General features: G+C 60.0%; 11 protein-coding genes and 1 pseudogene. 4 read left to right on the forward strand and 8 right to left on the reverse strand.

The window, feature by feature from the left end; translation table 11 throughout:
• Nucleotides 1–95 precede the first annotated feature (95 nt).
• The 3 genes and pseudogenes from ACZK3W_RS20555 to ACZK3W_RS20565 form a co-directional block, all read left to right on the forward strand.
• Nucleotides 96–758 carry an imm11 family protein gene (locus ACZK3W_RS20555; protein ID WP_071227692.1) on the forward strand — a complete coding sequence of 221 codons (663 nt, stop codon included), beginning with the start codon at nt 96–98 and terminating at the stop codon, nt 756–758.
• 41 nt (nt 759–799) lie between these two features.
• Nucleotides 800–3,475, forward strand: coding sequence for an XVIPCD domain-containing protein (locus tag ACZK3W_RS20560; RefSeq protein WP_125894274.1), 2,676 nt, complete (start codon nt 800–802; stop codon nt 3,473–3,475).
• A 206-nt stretch (nt 3,476–3,681) separates the two neighbouring features.
• Nucleotides 3,682–3,894, forward strand: a pseudogene (locus ACZK3W_RS20565) (magnesium chelatase domain-containing protein); the annotation flags it as partial.
• A gap of 57 nt (nt 3,895–3,951) precedes the next feature.
• Here ACZK3W_RS20565 and ACZK3W_RS20570 read toward each other — a convergent pair.
• From ACZK3W_RS20570 to ACZK3W_RS20595, 6 genes are all read right to left on the reverse strand, one after another.
• Complete coding sequence (locus ACZK3W_RS20570) at nt 3,952–5,166, reverse strand: ABC transporter permease (RefSeq protein WP_125894276.1); 1,215 nt, start codon at nt 5,164–5,166, stop codon at nt 3,952–3,954.
• A gap of 11 nt (nt 5,167–5,177) precedes the next feature.
• Nucleotides 5,178–6,497: an ABC transporter permease gene (locus ACZK3W_RS20575; protein ID WP_478450236.1), complete on the reverse strand. Its 1,320-nt coding sequence runs from the start codon at nt 6,495–6,497 to the stop codon at nt 5,178–5,180.
• 55 nt (nt 6,498–6,552) lie between these two features.
• Nucleotides 6,553–8,157, reverse strand: a complete 1,605-nt coding sequence (locus ACZK3W_RS20580; RefSeq protein ID WP_125894280.1) for an ABC transporter transmembrane domain-containing protein — start codon at nt 8,155–8,157, stop codon at nt 6,553–6,555.
• A complete protein-coding gene (gene lanKC / locus ACZK3W_RS20585) occupies nt 8,154–10,895 on the reverse strand; it encodes a class III lanthionine synthetase LanKC (protein ID WP_478450237.1) in 2,742 nt (913 codons plus the stop codon). The genes ACZK3W_RS20580 and lanKC overlap by 4 nt, the downstream gene beginning before the upstream one ends.
• A gap of 106 nt (nt 10,896–11,001) precedes the next feature.
• Nucleotides 11,002–11,124 (reverse strand): class III lanthipeptide, encoded by a 123-nt coding sequence (locus tag ACZK3W_RS20590; protein WP_197573012.1) that lies wholly within the window; start codon nt 11,122–11,124, stop codon nt 11,002–11,004.
• Between the two features lie 428 nt (nt 11,125–11,552).
• A complete protein-coding gene (locus ACZK3W_RS20595; RefSeq protein ID WP_221740460.1) occupies nt 11,553–11,675 on the reverse strand; it encodes a class III lanthipeptide in 123 nt (40 codons plus the stop codon).
• A 1,064-nt stretch (nt 11,676–12,739) separates the two neighbouring features.
• On the opposite strand from ACZK3W_RS20595, the gene ACZK3W_RS20600 reads away from it, so the two are divergent.
• The gene (locus ACZK3W_RS20600; protein WP_125894284.1) at nt 12,740–14,239 is read left to right on the forward strand and encodes a YifB family Mg chelatase-like AAA ATPase; all 1,500 of its coding nucleotides are present in this window, start codon (nt 12,740–12,742) and stop codon (nt 14,237–14,239) included.
• Nucleotides 14,240–14,460: 221 nt separating this feature from the next.
• On the opposite strand, the gene ACZK3W_RS20605 is transcribed toward ACZK3W_RS20600, so the two are convergent.
• Both ACZK3W_RS20605 and ACZK3W_RS20610 read right to left on the reverse strand, forming a co-directional pair.
• Nucleotides 14,461–14,847 (reverse strand): hypothetical protein, encoded by a 387-nt coding sequence (locus tag ACZK3W_RS20605; RefSeq protein WP_121504208.1) that lies wholly within the window; start codon nt 14,845–14,847, stop codon nt 14,461–14,463.
• A 119-nt stretch (nt 14,848–14,966) separates the two neighbouring features.
• Complete coding sequence (locus ACZK3W_RS20610) at nt 14,967–17,285, reverse strand: TonB-dependent receptor (protein WP_125894286.1); 2,319 nt, start codon at nt 17,283–17,285, stop codon at nt 14,967–14,969.
• Nucleotides 17,286–17,656: the final 371 nt, after the last annotated feature.

Genomic DNA, 17,656 nt, shown 5'->3' on the forward strand with positions numbered 1-17,656 from the left:
ACACCTCGGGCACCGTTTCGGCGCAACTTGTGGCTGCACTGAAGCCCAGCTAGCATCGGTCCAACGGCTTTCCCGTTCTGCCCCCGCATCCATAGATGGACGCCCCCGTGACCGAATCGACCGCCACTGAAGTTTCAGCCGAAGCCGCATCTCACAAGGGCGAATTCTTCCTGATCGACGCCGGCCTCCTGGGCAACAGCAGGGTTCCAGGCATAGAGATCGCCAACGAAGAGAAGCTGATCGATCCAGGGATGAATGTCGTCTCGCGTCCTGATGGAACGCCAGGCCAGTATCCGGAGCGCCCCCACCTGATTCATGTGCCCCAGAAGGGAGCAATGCCACGCGATCTGGAAGAGCTCGCTGGCATCTGGATTGTGTCGGAACCGTTGAAGCAGCTGTTTGAACGGATGGACCCCGAAGCGTTTGCCTTTGTGGCCTGCGACTTCAGCCTTGCCGACGGCAGCCCCGGCCCTCGGTACTACCTGGGCAATGTGCTGCGCAGGCTCGATGCCCTGGATGAAGCCGCTTCCCGCGTGAGGATCAAGCTCGATCACAATTATCAGACCGGCGAGGACGAGAAGCTTTACAGCCTCGTTGGAGGAGCCAGCCTGGTGTTCAAACAGGACGTTGTGGGCGATGCCCATATCTTCCGCCAGGATCGAATGGGCGCACCGCCCATCTGCGACCGCGCGATGTTTGATGCATTGGCTGCGGCCAACTTCTCCGGCGTACGGCTGCGTGATGTAGCCGATCTCTAAGACGAGCTCCTTCAAACGGATTCTTGAACGAGGTGGTGCGCATGGCCGACACGCCGGTTTTTCAGGGACACCATCTGATCGAACAGAATGCGTTCGAGCAAAGCCAACTGCTGAAGTCGCTTGCCAGGAGTGGTCATTTCACGCTCCACGGACCCGACAACATTCTCAACCTGCCCGCGAACCCCGCGCTGGCAACCCGCCTGGGTATTTCGCCACACTCAGGCGGCCCGTTGAGTGCGTACACGGATCAACTGAAGTTCGTTCTCGACGACCTCACGGAAACCTACGATGGCCGAACCCTGCTGGCGAAGGATTCTCCGCCGGATGTGCGCGCTGCCGCCGTCGAGCGTATGGGTGCCCGCATCCAGAACCTGGAATACACCCTTCGCGCCGGCATCCTCAACGGCGACCTGGTCACCAACACGCCCGAGAACATGACCGCGGCGGAAGCCAACGCCAAGATCCGCACCTTCTTCTCCGATCTGGACGGCTACCAGCGCACCCACGCCGCGCAGATTGCGGAACTGAAGACCCTCAACCCCTCCGAGTTGCGCTGGCGCGCTGTCACCCAGTCCGAAGCCAATGTGAAGGCGGCGCTGGATGCCATCGACGAACCCGGCAACTCGACCCTGAGCGAGCGCTGGGGTGGCCGCGCATCGATGGGCACCGCGATTCAGGAGGCCAACCAGGGCGGTCGCCTGCAGCTGACCGAGCACACCGCTGCCCGCGTACGCACTGCGTTCAACCCGGAGATGCCACTGACCATCGTGCGCCCTGGCCCGGCAAGCACGGCCCCGGAACTGGCTGGCTCTGCAGGGCGAGCGGGCGCTGCAGAAGGTGCCGCCGAAGCTGCCGCCGCGCGCGGACAGATTACCGGCGCCCGCGTACTCGGGGCCGCGGGTGTCGCCGCACTGGCCGTGGACTTCGCCATCACCGGCCACCGCGTGGCCGAATTGCGCAGCGAGGGCAACGACGCCGGCGCAAAATCTGCGGCCACCCACTTCGTGGGGCGCACCGCGGGCGGCTTTGGCGGCGGCTTCCTGTTGGGCGCAGGGTACGGAGTCGTTACCGGCTCGTGGACCGGGCCAGGTGCGCTGGCTACCGGACTGCTGGGCGGCGTGGCCGGCGGCTTCGCCGGTGAGTACTGGGCCCAGTACCAGGACAAGAAAGCCGTTTACACCCAGGTGGACCGCAGTGGCAACGAATGGAGCCGCGACCCGGAGGATTCAGAGAGCACCTGGAGCCGCAGCGTGCGCACACCGCAGCCCGACGGAAGCTACCGCGAGATCACGATGGTCGCCGGTGGCCGGCTGGTGGACGAGCTGAACTACAAAGCCGCCAACGACTCATATTCACTGGGCATGGCCAACCTGCCCAGGCCGCAGAACCCCTTCAAGCTCAATGCAGGCGGCGAGAGCACGCCGCCGCGCGAGCCGTTTGAAACCAACCGCCACTACGTGCGCAATCCGCACAACGGCGAATGGAACCTCTCCATCCACTCAATGATTGATGGACGCGTTCCCTTTGACTACAGCGTGCCCGTCGGCCCGGAAAAGTCCGGCCAACTGGAACGGGAATCGCAGCGCATCATTGCCCAGAACGCGGCAAACACGCCCGAGGCGCTCGCCGCCCGTTACCAGGTCGCGTTCAACCAGTACAACTGGCACGAGTTCGCCACCATTGAGCCGGTACCGGAGGTGATCACCAACGCGCTGACCCAGACGCAGCCCCTGCGCGCCTCCAACGGCGAGAAGTACACACAGGACGCCAACGGGCAGTGGCAAACGCCGGGTTTGGTGTATGGCACCAACCCGGCCGAGGGCAGCATCATCGAGGAGCTCAATCGTACGCGCCAGAGCCAGCAGGCCGGCGTACAGGAGCTGACGTCCATGGCCGACATCGCCCGGGCCAACCCCACGCCGACCGAGTACGGCCTGCGCAGCCAGGTGGTGGACGCCTACCGTAGTGCCGGCATTGTGCGCAGTGCCGAAGAGATTGATGACGCCGTAGCCGCCGTTGCCCAGGATCACGCACGCGCCGTGCCCGACTTCGGCACGTTCACGCTGCAGGTACAGAAGGATGGCTCGCTGGCCACACTGGCTGGGAAAGATGACGAGCGCATGCAGATCGTTTCCGTCACCACGCCAGAGGAGATTGCTCAGGCACACGTGCGGCGCACGACCTCAGAACAAGAGCAGCAACCTGCGGGCGTCGCACCGGACGCACCTTCGCCACACGCCTCCAGGCCTGCCACGCAGCACGACGCTGACGTAGACCGAGACCAAAGCTCGGTCCTACGTCCGGATGGCAGCAGGCTGCTGGAGCAGTTGCGCTCGTCGGTAGCCGTGCTGGATGAAAAGAACAACAAGCCGTGGGACCAGAGCAGCGACCGCCTGCTGGCCAGCGCCTACAGGCTTGCGGCAGACGCCGGGTTCAAGCCCGGCGACAAAGTAGACATGGCATTGAGTGAAGCCACCGAAACCCGTGCTGCGGGTACCACGCTGTTCGTGACGCGCTCCGGGCCGGGCGCGTCCTCGGACCCCGCCGCCAACCGGGTGCAGATGCCAACACAGGACGCCCTGGCGATCGCACCGGAGCAGCAGTATGCAGTGGCCAACCGGAGCCTCGACGCTCAGGATCGGGAGCAGTCGCAGCAGCTGGCGCAAGCGCAGGAGCGGCAGCAGGAAGAGAGCCGGCAGGGGCCACGGATGGGCTGATGGCAGCGGTTCTGGCTGATCAACGTCGATCCACTTGATACCGGGCGAGTTCCGGCGCTCACATTGCAGAGACTGGTCGCCGCATAGGAACAAGGCACGCTCCGGGCACCCGTCGGAATCCTCCTAGCTGCGTCGCCAACAAACCCCGATATCCCTGCGCAGAGCGCCTGCCACACCATCAAACATCCCTCCGCAGGAAGCCACACATGAGCCTGGCGCTGGTCCACAGCCGTGCCCGCGCCGGGGTCGACGCCCCGCTGGTGCGGGTCGAAGTGCATCTCTCTGGCGGCCTGCCTGTCACGCAGATCGTGGGCTTGGCCGAGACCAGTGTGCGCGAATCACGCGAGCGCGTGCGAGCCGCCCTGCTCTGCGCGCGCTTCGACTTTCCGCAGCGGCGCATCACGTTGAACATCGCGCCTCGAGCATGTCGCACCTTGGCGTCGTCGGGCTGCGGGCTCGGCTTCACCTAAAATGGGTCAGAGCGAGCGGATCGCCTCTAGGGGCGTGATTGCTGAGGCCTTCAGTGCCGGAACCAGGACCGCTGCTTGGCCTAGCAACCACAATGCTATAGCACTCACCGGCAAGTAGGCTGCCGGTAGCCTTGGCAACTCGTAGAACCGCATTAGGCCAATATTCATCGCGTAGGAAAGGACCAGTCCAACCGCAATGCCGAGACTGACGATCAGAAAATTCTCGATCTGGAAGTAACGCAGAATATCCGATCGCGTGGCCCCTAAAGCACGACGAATGCCGATCTGCTTCCGGCGCTGCTCTACCCAATAGCTGGCCAAGCCCACAATTCCCAATGCAGTGGCCCCAAGAAGGGCAATGATCACTGCGGCAAGCAACCCCATCATGACCTTGGCACCGCGAAAGTGGTCTGACCTGAGTTCAGAGACCGGGCGACTGGCAGAATGGTCAAAAACCACATCAGGTGCAGCCGCCGATATAGCCCTCCCTACTTGGCCAAAGATCTGCGGAAGATCTTCCGGATTGGCTCGCACCAGGTATCTGCCAGCGAGCCGAGGCCCGGCCAATGCTGGAACGATGAGCGACCAGTCATTGCCCAATGCCTCTCCCAATCCCGGTTGAGAGACAGCAAGGTGGTCGACGGTACCTATTACCGTGAATCGGGTATCCATGGCCCAAATGCTTTGGCCGATTGCGCTTTGCTCCGGCCAATAGCGATCGGCCAACTGCCGAGTCACCAGCACCGGGGCGTTGGATGGGACGTACTGCTCGATGGGCGCATACTCGGCCGGCTCCGGCATACGACCAGACACCACATTCAAACCGAGCAACTTCAGCGCCACAGCATCCCCAAGGTAGAAATCCAGAACACCGCCAGAGCGCTCAAGCGCTTCGTCAGTGTTCACACCGGCACGGACTCCAGGATCGCCAAAGGGAACAGCACTAATGGCGCCCACAGCCTCCACACCTGGAATAGCCCGGATAGCGTTCATCACACGGGCGTTGATGTCATGTGCGTCTTCTGCGCTGAATCCGGAGAGCTGGACGATCCCAAGTGACGACTCCTGAACGCCACTATCAAGGTTGAGCGCTCGACTCTTCTCCATGAACATGAAGATTGCGTTGCATAGAACTGCACACGCTAAGGCTATCTCAATGGTGATCAAGAATGTGGCCAATTTGTGCTTCTTCAGCGCCGCCACGATGATTCCAACTTGCATGGCACACTCCTTCAAAGCAGCTTCAGCTGGGTAACCGGCTGGATAAAACTCGCTCGATACGCGGGAATCGCACCCGCCAAGAGGCTTGTGAGCAAAGATAGAATGACTGTGACCAGAAACATTGCGATGTCCAGGTGCACCAGATCTGCGTATGCTACTGGCTGGATGCGTATCATCCACAAGCCAAGTAACGTTAGGAACAAGCCAAGCACGCCGCCCAAAGCACCGATTAGACCGGCCTCGACCAGACACTGCGTGAAGATAGCGACTCTGCTCGCTCCCAACGCGCGACGCAGGCCGATCTCTCCGCCGTGTCTCATGAACTTCGCAAGCAGCAAGCCGACTACGTTTGCGAGGCAGATCAGAAGGAACGCGAAGGCCAAAACCGTATGCACTTTTACGTCGCTGGGAACTACCTGATTGAAGTCCAGCCATTCCATCAGAGACCTCAACCGGGTGTTGTCGTCGTGCTTGATACGTCCAAGGCGCTTCTGCTCAGCTGCATAGTTACGGAGGAAGCGATCGTATCCCTGAACGCGCTCCGGACCACTCAACTTTACCCATAGCGCGACCGCGACACAGGGCGAGCTCTCGAGAACACCAGGACGATCTGGGGTAGCCCAACAGGTAAACGGTTGGAAGTCGCCCTCGTTGATCTCGAGGCTAGCTGAGAGAGGAAGAAACACATCGTCCGCTACACCGTAGAAGCCGGATGTCTCACCACCAGAGAAGCGCCCACCTCTGATCTTGTAGAACAGTGGGGAAGGACGCCATGGGCCTAGAACACCGATGATCTGAAGATTCGTATCTTTGACTCTTAAGCTCTGACCGACACTGTTGCGGCCGCCGAACAACTGCTGGTTGAGTCGATCTGAGATCACTGCGACACGGCTGCGACGCGCGTCATCCTCAGCACCCCAAGCGCGCCCGTACTGTAGCGGCACGTCGAACATCGCAAAGAATTCTGAAGTTGTTGAGATCGAAGAGATCATCAGCGGTACTCCGCCAGAAAACTCTGACCTAACCTTGACGGGATTGGATACCACCATCGCCTGGCTGTCCGCCTGCTTGGCCGACCATAGATCAAATGCGGTGCGGTAATCCATTACATCATAGGGCTCACGTCCTTTGGACTCTGGGTTCACATCAACTTGAGGGTAATAGATGTGCCCGCTCTTGCCTGGAAGAGGGTCTCCAGACAGGATGTGCATGACTGTGAGGGTTGTCATGCTCGCTCCGATGCCAACCGATATCGCCAGAATCACCAATCCAGTGATGACCTTGTTCCTTGCGGCGTTATGCAGCGCAACTTTCACGTAATAGCCAAACATCTAAGCAACCCTCCTGTGCTGTCCCACCTGTTCTGCGCCGGCCCATGGGGTCCGACTAAGCCTGCTGGACTGCGTTCTCATCCATAGTCCCAGCACTCTCTGACTCAAGCGCAAGAGTTGTATCAAACAGATTTCGGTACTCGATTCCGCCGTGCATGATCATTATCAGTATTTTGCCTTTCGTGATCGTCATGATCATATCCATGGCGATACGTTGGATGCCGGCGTCCAGGTTCGCAAGTGGCTCGTCCAATACATAGAGATCGGCCCTCTTGCTAAGTGCCATGGCCAAGGCAACCTTCTGTTGCTGACCCGCAGACAGCTGGTCAGGATAGGCCTCAAGAATCTCTGAAGAAAATACAGCCAGTGTCTTCAGAAGCTCTACGTCAACCCCAAGGTCCTTTATGGCGAGAGGAGGAAATGCGAGCGGCAGAGTGGATGAGCTGATTCGTGCAGGCAGTGAAAGACTGCCTGCTGTGGGCAGCAGGTGCCTCGCGAGGATGTTGGCAAGTGTGGTCTTTCCAGAGCCGTTGTCACCAGTGACGAGAACCCTCTGCCCCCGATCAATGACTGTGGATACATTTCGAAGAACGCTGGTTTGGCCGAAGCTAAAGGACAAGCGATCGGCTATGACACTTTCTGAATACCTAAATTCAGACGATTTTCGCAACTCAAGAAACCCTGAAACTCGATGAACCGTGGCGCCGTAGCTCTTCAGATCTGCCCAGTTCTTGAAGATGGCAATTAGGGTTGTAGCCGCACGCCAGAATGCGTTCATGAATGCAATGAACGAACCAAATGTCATCTTCTTCTGAAAGACAAATATCGCACCAACGAATATCGAGCAGACATCCGACAGAACCATCGTCAGATCACTTGCGCCTTGAAGTGTGCGCACCACCTTGAATCGACTGTAGCCTGCATCCAAGAGGCCGTGCATGCCTCTATCGAACGAACTCAACGTCTTGCTTGTCAATCCGAACGTCCCCACCATCTTCAGGCTTCCAACAGCTCTGGCAAGGACAACCAGAACCTGGGCTTCCTTTTCCCGCTCCGTAGATGTCAAAGCACTGATGCGTTTGCCGACCACCAAGCTGACAATCGTGGCAATTGGGATGATCGCGGCAAGAACTGCGAAGGCCTTCCATGAGATGTAGAGCAGTGCTATGACCAAGGCCACAAGCATGGAGATCTTGACTGCAACTCCTCTGACCAAGGCAAGCATTGGTACCAGACCATCCTTTACGTCAGATCTGATCCGCGAAATGTAGTATCCCACTCCGTTTCGCAGGAAGTCTTCGTAGCGTTCACTGTAGAAGACGCGCAGAAGTTCCTCACTGACTCGCCTCACAATGCGATTGTCCAATCGCTGCTGCCAAAGCGAAGTCACGTAGGCACCCACGTTGAGCGACACACCTAGCGCAAGATAGCCAAGGATCAGGTACATCAAACGCGAAAAATCGCCCCTCAACGACGCCTCATCAAGAATCGCCTTGATCAGGAGGGGGTGTATCAGACCTTCAAATGCACCAATTGCACAGGAGGTGATCGTCACCGCCACGTACTCATTCCGGTTCTCGCCTAGCAAACGCGAGAAGTCACGCCATGGTGTGTGGCCGCGGCCAGGATCCACCGCAGTGCTGCCGCTCGGCGTACTCATTCTTGTCCTATTCCCCACTCAGGCCCTTCCATGAGGGTAGGGCCCAGCTGATGGCCTGCCTGCACCTTCAAGAAGGGGGCGTCCAAGATGTCCAGACAGAATTCATCGGGATACGGCGAACTCAGTCGATGCAAGGCCCGGATAGCCCCAGCAACACCTGTGGCGTAGTCACAGGAAATGCGAAACAGGTTCTCTCCCGGTATCGCCGCTGTGTCATCGTCGCCAAAAACATAGATGTCGGTCAGCCCCTCATAAGGGCGATTGGCCAGATTCAGGTACTTTGCATCTCCTGAATACACATAGGCATCTACCAGAGTGTCTATCAATCCGGCAAGGCCGTAAATAAGACCCGAAAATCCGGAATACTTGCGGTAGAGATCCAAGGCCAGAGATTCAACTACATCCCAGAGACCGTACCTGATGGCGACTTTTATAATGCCTGCGGTACCCTGCTCCACGTAGGGTTCGTAGGTGGTTAGGCCAGTAGGTGCGGCGGCAAACGTGGTGATACCTGCCTCCAGCTCGTTTCCCTTCGACAGGTCGTAGGCCAGTGCCAACTCTCCTATCGCCCTCCACTTAGAATCGCCGGTCACTTGAGACAGCCGGAGGAAGAAAAGCGCCACTCCGGATTGACCATAGCCGAGTCCTACTCGAATGACGCCGTCGTCCTCCCAATAGATTCCGTTCTCCGTACGAACCGCAGATGATTTCAGCTGCAGACCGAGCTCTAAGGCAGTTTCCAGATAGTTCGTGCCTTGCGAGGCAAGAAAGGCTGCCAGATTCGCCATTCCGATGCCGGCTGCTCCGTAGTAGAACGAGATCTGGCCCTTCGGAACTGAACTTCTGTTGGCCATGTCAATGAAGCCAAGCCCGACAGAATCGTAGCCCATGGCCAAATGGGCCCATCCGATTCCCGCCAGCCCCGTCAGCACACCGGGCGCTGTGTTCGCCTCATGAAGACGTCCTGCATCCGAAAAGTGCCGCTCGAGTACTTCATTGGCCACCTCGGCACCGGCGCGTGTGAGTGCGTAGATTACGCCGGACGAACCAAATCCCAAGCTAGTTGCATTTGTGGAGAGAGCAAAGGGGTCACAAGGAAACAGCGTGTACTTCGAATTCAGTCGATAGTTCATCAGAACGAACCTAGACAACCGTTCTATCAAGTGCTCCACTGGCTCAGAAGAAGCCTCGCGCATACCGTACGGCTCATCTATTGAGGCTCCTACCTGTAGCCATTCTTCGGCCTCGCGAAGATCGATCCGTCCCTGCGCGAGACCACGAATCACATCGAGCACCGGGGTCCCTTCCCAGCCGATATCCTGGACGAGAATGGGAAGGACGTTGTCGAAGAGGTCGTCTCTGACATACGCCATCGCCACGATCGGAAACATGGAGTACATCATGATCGCCGAAACTGCGTACAGGTCATCCTCGATGCTGCTTACCTTTGTCCTGCTCTTCATCTTGCTTCTGAATCCAGGTGTATGGATGTCGTCGGATTCTCCATGAGACGGTCGGAATGCAGCTTCCAGGTCAATCAACCGCACCTCCAGGGATTCCTTCTTAACCAGAATATTTGGGGGTGACAGATCGCCAATAACCATTCCTGCCCTATGCGCCAGATCAACGACTCTGAAGAGATTAATGAAGATCGTTCGATACATCCCATAGAACTTCTCACTGTCTGCCACCGTTGGGCGCACCGTCATCAGCGGCGAGAACTGGAGCATGACCTGCCGCATGTCGAGAGCATCGAAATGCTCCTCAACGAGGTAGAAATTCTCCCAATCCCAGAACGAGTCCAAGACTGCAGGGGCGACTCCCAGCGGACTGAGGATGCTCAGATTCGACATCTCTCTTTTCAGGCGGGTGGTTGCATCTCCGCCATTTTCATAGAGCTCCACATGGGGCCTGGCCTCCTTGATGACGACTTGGCGACCGGTGAGAGTGTCCTTTGACAGGTACACTCCACCAGTGTTCGAGAAGCCCAGCGCGCTCTCGATCAAGTAGCGACCGTTGTTCAAGACCATCTCCCCTGTTTCCTCTTCCTCGGCAGGGAAGGGATCCTGAGCCCACTCAGGAGTCTCGAAGTACGGGGTCCGATGATCAGGGACATGGTCTCCTGACGGTGAAACAAGCATCGGGATCATTCTTCCCATGAAGTCCAGACGGTTCACTTGGATGATGCCGCCGTACCGGTAGTAGATACAGCGGCTGTCTTTGTAGCGCTTGTCGGACAGGATGTAAGATCCGACATTCGCCCCCACCTCTTGGTACATCAGCTCGATGAGTTCTTTGAACTCAGTCTCCGTATGTGGGTAGACCGTAATGAACTTCCCAGATCCACCTCGGGGCCAACGCTTGGATGTCATCATCCTCATCGTGCGGCAGTCGTTGGCGAACTTAAACTCCACATCACGCTGAAGCAGAAGCTCAGCAACACGCTGAAGAATCTGCTTGCAGTTATCTTCGATTGCTGACAAATGGATCTTCCAACCCTGAGCTGGAAGCGACCGCGAGCCAGACCTCGCGAGTGGCAAGACATGGGACCACACTCCGATCCGGCGAATGCCCCAGCCTTGCCCATGCGCCACTAGAAGCTGATCAACAATCGACACTAGCTCATCGCTCGGCCTGTAATGCTCGTAGTTCGGCTCGTAGAAGCGCTCGTCGCTGCTGATGAAGTTGACCTTGTCAACATGCCGCAGCTCGCGCAGCGTAGGTTTTCTGGAAGACATCACGCGCTATCCTTGGAGATGATCGGCCCGCAGTCTCCAACCGAGCACTGGCAGCCGGCATTGTCATGGGAGGGCGCCAGATATCCGGCGCCCTCCTCTAGGTCAACTACTGCAGTTTCTGCTCCTCCGTGGGGCCGCAGCATGAATGGGTCGAACTGGTAGAGCTGTTGCCCATCAGGCTTAACGAGGTATCCAGAGACAGGCGCTGCAGATTCAGTACACGATTCATTCTTTCTCTCCTTAGTGACTCAAGGTAGCGTCACTCTCCTTGGCTCATCGTCCCTGGATGAGCGCGCCCCCTGAGTTGGCACTTACTCACGACAGCTGGCGGATCACACGATCAGCTGACGACTCTTGTGTTAACGCTCTCCTTCCACAGGCGTGGCGCAGCAGCTGTGCTGGGAGCTGGTACAGCTGTTGGCAAGCGCAGACACGGTGCTTTCCACAAGCAGTCTCTGCAAGTTGAGAACTCGATTCAATGAAGGATCCTCTTTCTGATAGGAGATTCGCCGATGAGTCACTCTCGGCCATGTCGCTGGGTCGATAGCGTCGATGATGAATCCCTTGCGGTAGATCGATCAGATTGGTGTGGCAATACATGTGGTGTAGCCGGGACACCTAGGAAGCCGGCGGCGACACGTCATGCAGCGACAGCTATTACAGCCGCGGATCCTCTACGTTGCCATCACAGCAGCTGTGTGTGGAGCTGCTGCAGCTATTGCCCATCAGGCTGACATTGGTATCGAAGGCCAAACGCTGCAGATTCAGTACACGATTCATGACATTCCTCCTTGGTTGACTACGAATTTCCGATCAACCCCAGCCAAAGGTTGGGTAATCGGCGGCACACTGCGCATCTGAATGATCAGACGCGCAGATTGGTACGCGGAGAAGGATGGATAAGACCACCCCGGGGAGAAATGTTCCTGATCCCAGGAGATGGGGCAATTGAGCCTCTGAACTCACTCCATCACTTCTTCGCCATAGAAATTCCTCTCATAATTTTCATCGTGCACCGCCAACGGCAGGGAATGGCAGCACACATCATTGCTCCACATGTACTCACCAGAACCGGAAACTGATCCTTAGAGACTCACAGGCTGAGAACCGATTTCTCAACATGTTGAACGAGCGACTTACTTTCGGCCCGCCAGAGATACTGCATACCAGCGGCATCCAATTGCCAGACGCCGCACCGACATTACTGTCGCAATCTCCCTGATAGGCAGATAAGAACAAGGCATCGAACTTTTGGATTTCTACCGTTCTTCTCCGGATCACGATGGACTCAGTGTTGGATACTCTTCTGTCACCGACATCAATGAAATGACAATTGATTCTTCCTATCGGCGCTCCATTCCTTTCTCGCAGACTTGCAAACACCGTGATGTAAAGGGCTTTGGTCAGATCTTGAATTTCATATTCACCCATCAGCCGCGCATTGGGACATCTCATTTTCAGCCATATGCGTCACTTTGGCGGGAACAACTGTTGACGATTAGCGCTACTCGCCTTTTGGTCACGTGGACCCGTTTCTATGAGGCAACGCTTTGGAGCCGGAACTTGGAATTCCCCGAATCCATGATGTTCCATCAACCAAAGAAGATTCGCCTGTGCGTTCGTACACGATGATTCGGGCTTGCCCGGGACCCGACTACTGACTCCAACTTCCCACATCTCGATCAACGCCTACTTCAATGTCCAAAGTGACGGGCGTCGCTGCGTTGCCCATCACAACTTTCATTCAACGTTAGGGCATTTCCTAGCCGCGTCTGATGCAGTCCCCGATGGCTGACCGCCGATTGCTGTTGCACTATTCAATGTCTTTAAACGGGAAACCACACATGGGCCTGGCGCTGGTCTACAGCCGTGCCCGCGCCGGGGTCGATGCCCCGCTGGTGCGGGTGGAGGTGCATCTCTCTGGCGGCCTGCCTGTCACGCAGATCGTGGGACTGGCCGAGACCAGCGTGCGTGAGTCCCGCGAGCGCGTGCGCGCCGCCCTGCTCTGCGCGCGCTTCGACTTTCCACAGCGGCGCATCACGCTGAACCTCGCACCCGCCGACTTGCCCAAGGAAGGCGGCCGCTACGACCTAGCCATCGCGCTGGGCATTCTGGCGGCCAGCGGCCAGGTCGATCCGCAGTCGCTGCTGCAGTACGAATTCCTGGGCGAGCTTGGCCTGACCGGTGAACTGCGGCCGGTGGCCGGCGCGCTGCCGGCGGCGATTGCGGCGGCCGAAGCCGGACGCATCCTGGTGGTGCCGCCGGGCAATGCCGCAGAAGCTGCTCTGGCCGAGCACGCCGATGTGCGGGTGGCCCGTACCCTGCTGGAGTGCTGCGCCGGATTGGGCAATCCGCGCCTGCTGCCGCCCGTGGAACGCGTGGACACGACGCCATTGCCGCTGCCGGATCTGGCCGACGTGCGCGGGCAGGCGCATGCGCGGCGTGCATTGGAAGTGGCCGCAGCGGGTGGGCATCATCTGTTGTTGATCGGCAGCCCTGGCTGCGGCAAGACACTGCTGGCCTCGCGCCTGCCCAGCCTGTTGCCGGATACCGAAGAGACTGAGGCGCTGCAGCTGGCCGCGATTGCATCGGTGAGTGGCGAAGGACTGGACCCACGACGGTGGCGGCAGCGACCCTTTCGGGCACCGCATCACAGTGCCAGTGCGGCGGCGCTGGTAGGTGGGGGCAACCCGCCCTGCCCCGGTGAGATATCACTGGCCCACCATGGAGTCCTCTTCCTTGATGAGCTTCCAGAGTGGAACCGCAGCGCGCTGGAGACCCTGCGCGAGCCGCTGGAGTCCGGCCACATCCGCATCGCCCGCGCGGCACGCAGCGTGCAGTACCCCGCGCGATTCCAACTGGTGGCTGCGATGAATCCCTGCCCATGTGGCTGGGCCGGCGACCGCAGCAATCGCTGCCTGTGCAGTGACGAGCGCATCAACCGCTATCGCGCGCGGGTATCCGGCCCGTTGCTGGACCGTATCGACCTGCATATCAGCGTGGCGCGCATGGACGCGGTGGAGCTGCGGGAGAGTACGCCGCTGGGTGAGCCCAGTGCTGCGGTACGTGCACGGGTGGAAGCCGCGCATGCCCGGCAGCAGGCGCGTGGCGGGCTCAATGCCCATCTGCCACCGGCGGCGCTGCGTGCCTGTACGAAACTGAGCGAGGGCGATCAGGATCTTTTGGAGCAGGCGATTGAGCGCCTGCAGCTTTCTGCGCGGGCGATGCACCGGATTCTGCGGGTGGCGCGCACGATTGCGGATCTGGCGGGTTGCGAGGTGATCCAGACGGCGCATCTGGCTGAAGCGATCGGATACCGGCAGCTGGACCGGGGAAAGCCTTAGAAGCACCGGTTGGAGAGGACGTTGGTAGAGTCGACTGTTAGTCGACTCGCGCGCGAAGCGCGGTTTTCTGAGGAGCCGATGAGTAGAGCAGTCGACTGACAGTCGACTCTACCAAGAGCAGGTCATGGCAGCGGATGGGTCAATGCCAGAGCAGGTCACGGCAGCGGGCAACCAAAGCGGGTCATGGTCGCCCGGCGACGCCAAGGGCGTCTCCCCGCACATCACGCCGCGGAATCCACGCGCCCACGCTTCGCCAGCAACGCCACCCGACGGCTGACCAGCGCGTGCAGCTCCGCCAGCTCCGACGCCCGGTCAGCCGTCATGTTCCCGCCGAACAACACCCGCGACAACGCCGCCTCGTCGCTGTCGTGCGGGTGCTGCCACCGGTCCCGGTACACCTTCTGGCACACCAGCCAGGCCAGCCGCAGCCCCCCACCGGGCAACGGGCGGACCACACGCTCGTAGACGTGCCAGAACTGGTACTCGGCCTGCAGGTCGATCACAGGCGCCACGGACAGCGCCTGCCGGGGCCGTCCATGACTCCGTATGCCGAACAACGGTGATCGGGGGTTGTACTGAGCCATGCCGACAGCATGACCCAGCAACATTGTGGGAACCTTGCGTCGCCGCCAGAAAATCCCTGTTGATTGCGCAAGGCGGGTTTGTGGGCGGATCTGGGCACCTGCCTGGGGACCGCCAGGTGCATCCACGCATGGCGTGGATCTACTTAGAACGCCATCGAGGTGCTGAACATCAGCTGCCGGGGCGCGCTGCGCTGCAGGGTCTGGTAGTCCCCCGAGAACGACGAGCCGGCGATGGTGGCAGTGCCGATGTTGTGGCGGTTGAACAGGTTGCTCACGTCCAGCCGCAGTTCCAGGCCGGGCACCACGCTGTCCGCACCGAAGCGATAGGCGGCATAGGTGTTGACCTGCCAGAAGGTCGGCACGCGGATGTCGTTCTCGTAGGTGAAGGGCTGGCGCAGGTAGGAGGTGCTGGTGGCACCGAGGCGCCAGTCACCGAAGTGCGCGGACAGGTCGCTGACCAGCGAGATCTGCGGGTAGCCCGGTTGGGCGTTGCCCTTGATCGGGTACACCGTGTCGCCCACCACGAAATCGCTGTCGTAGTACGAACGGGCCACGGCCACGCCCTGGTAGAACTGCAGGTGGTCGGTCAGGTCGGCGGTGATGCCGAGGTCAGCGCCGATCACGTGCATCTTCGGCATCAGCCGCACGGTGTTGATCTGCGCGAACTGGGTACCAATGGCCGCCGACAGCAGGCGGTTGCGGATGTCGTTGTAGAACACGTCACCGGTGATCGTCAGCCGGTCGAAGCGATGCGACGCGCCGACGGTCAGATTCCAGTTCTTCTCCGGGCGCAGCGTGCCGGCCACGCGGTCGAACTCTTCCTGGTCGGTGATGGTCCACGCGGAGGCGGTGTAGCCGATGTTGCCGCGCTGCGCCACGCGATAGCCGTTCATGGTATTGGCCAAGTCGATGAAGGCGTCGGTGGATTCGGTCGGGCTCCAGAACAGCGAGACGTGCGGCAGGAAGTTGCTCTTCGCGCGCAGCGTGCCGTTCACCGGGCGATCCTTGGCATCACCCAGGCCGCCACCGCTGGTGCGGAAGTCCACGGCCTTGAAGCCGACACCCAGCTTCAGCGTGTCGTTCAACACGATGTCGTCCTGCAGGTAGAACTGGCGCGAGCGGGTCACCCAGCTCGATGCGTTGTCGGTCTTGAACGCAGGTCCGTACACATCGAACGGACCGGTGGCCTTCAGCGGCGGGCCCTCGCCAAGCAGCGGCTGCTGGTACCACTCGGTCTTGGCCGCGGCCTTGCTCTTCTCCTGCCAGAAACCGGCGGTGAAGGTGTGCGCGCCGGTCTCGAACTGCAGGTTGACCATGCCACCCAGCCGATTCACACGCGGCGTCTGCACCTGTTCGGAGAACGGTGCGCCGTTGGGCGACGGCACGGTCGGGTCGGTCAGCGTGGCCTGGGTGTGGCTGTTGGCGTTGTACAACTGCACGTTGCCGCTCAGCGCCGGGTTGATCTGGAAGCGATGGTTGATCGAGGACACGCGATCGCGGGTGATCTGGCCGGTGTCGTACGGGATCAGTTCGGACAGCTCACCGCAGGTGTAGGCGCCGCAGGACTTGTCCGCATTCTCCGGCGAGGCTACGTACCAGGCCCACGCGTAGTCCGGATAGAAGATGTCGGCCTTCCAGCCCAGCTTGCGGATCATGTCGAAGGAGATGTTGTTGTAGCCCCAGACCTTGGCCTTGCTGTCGGACAGGAACACGGTGAAGTCACCCCAGGCGACATCCTGCTGCAGCTTCAGGTCGCCGCGCAGGAAGTTCTGGGTGCCCTCGCCCTGGTACTTGTCTGCAGACACACGCTGCAGGTCGACCAGCACTTTCGGGCCATGCTCGCCGAGCTGGCCACTCTGCCCGGACACGGTGGTGACCAACGTGTTGTTGCTGCCCACGCCCTGCTTCACGCGCAGGCTGGGCGTGTCCTGCAGCTCGCGCAGGCGGTATTCCAGGCTGCCGCCGTTGACGCTGCTGGAGAACACGCTGACCGGTGCGCCACCGGGGCTGACCGTGATCGCGCCGATGCCATCGGGCACGCCCACGTTCACCACGCTGGTGCCGGTGAGCGAGAGGAAGCCGTTGTCGTTCAGTGGCACGCCTTCGAAGGTGATGCCCATTTCATTCATGCGGAAGCCGCGCACGAACAGGCTGGTGGCCGAGATATCCAGGCCAAGCCCATCGGTGGCGGTGTAGCTGGCGCCCGGTACCTGCTTCAGCATGGCCAGGCCATTGTTGCCGGTGACCATCGCGTCGAGGTCTTCAGCCTTGATGATGTAGCGGTTGGGGCCGACCACCTGGGTAGGCGCAACGGCCGCGCCGCGTGGCGTGGCGATGACCTGCAGGGCGTTCAAGGTGGTGGGGGTGTCATGTGCTGCGTCGTGAATCTCGGCGGCGTACGCAGGTGCGGTGATGGCCGTGATGATGGCCAGAGCGAGGCGCGTCGTGGGTGGGGTGTTCATGGGCAGATCCAGGGTGCAGGGAGAGAGCGGCGCAGGCGCACGCCCAGCGCGTTGCAGCACCGGTGTCGGCGCCCTGGCTGGCGATGCGATTGCGTTGAGGGAGTGACGGCGCGGTGCGCGCCGGTCAGCAGACGAAGGCGATCATCTGCCGTGGGATTCGATGGGGTGATTTCGACGTGCGAAATTCTTGCATCGCAGTGCCGCATTCGCCATTGCGCGGTGGTACAGCGCGGATGGCGATGGGGATGGGTGGGTTATACGTGGGTATAGCCTGGGCGTGGTGGGGGCCGACCTTGGTCGGCGCCTACGGTCTACGTATGCCAACCAAGGTTGGCAACTACCTGGGCAGAGGGAGCCTGGTAGAGGCCGAC

The organism is Stenotrophomonas sp. 80084_Sma (genome assembly GCF_056481995.1).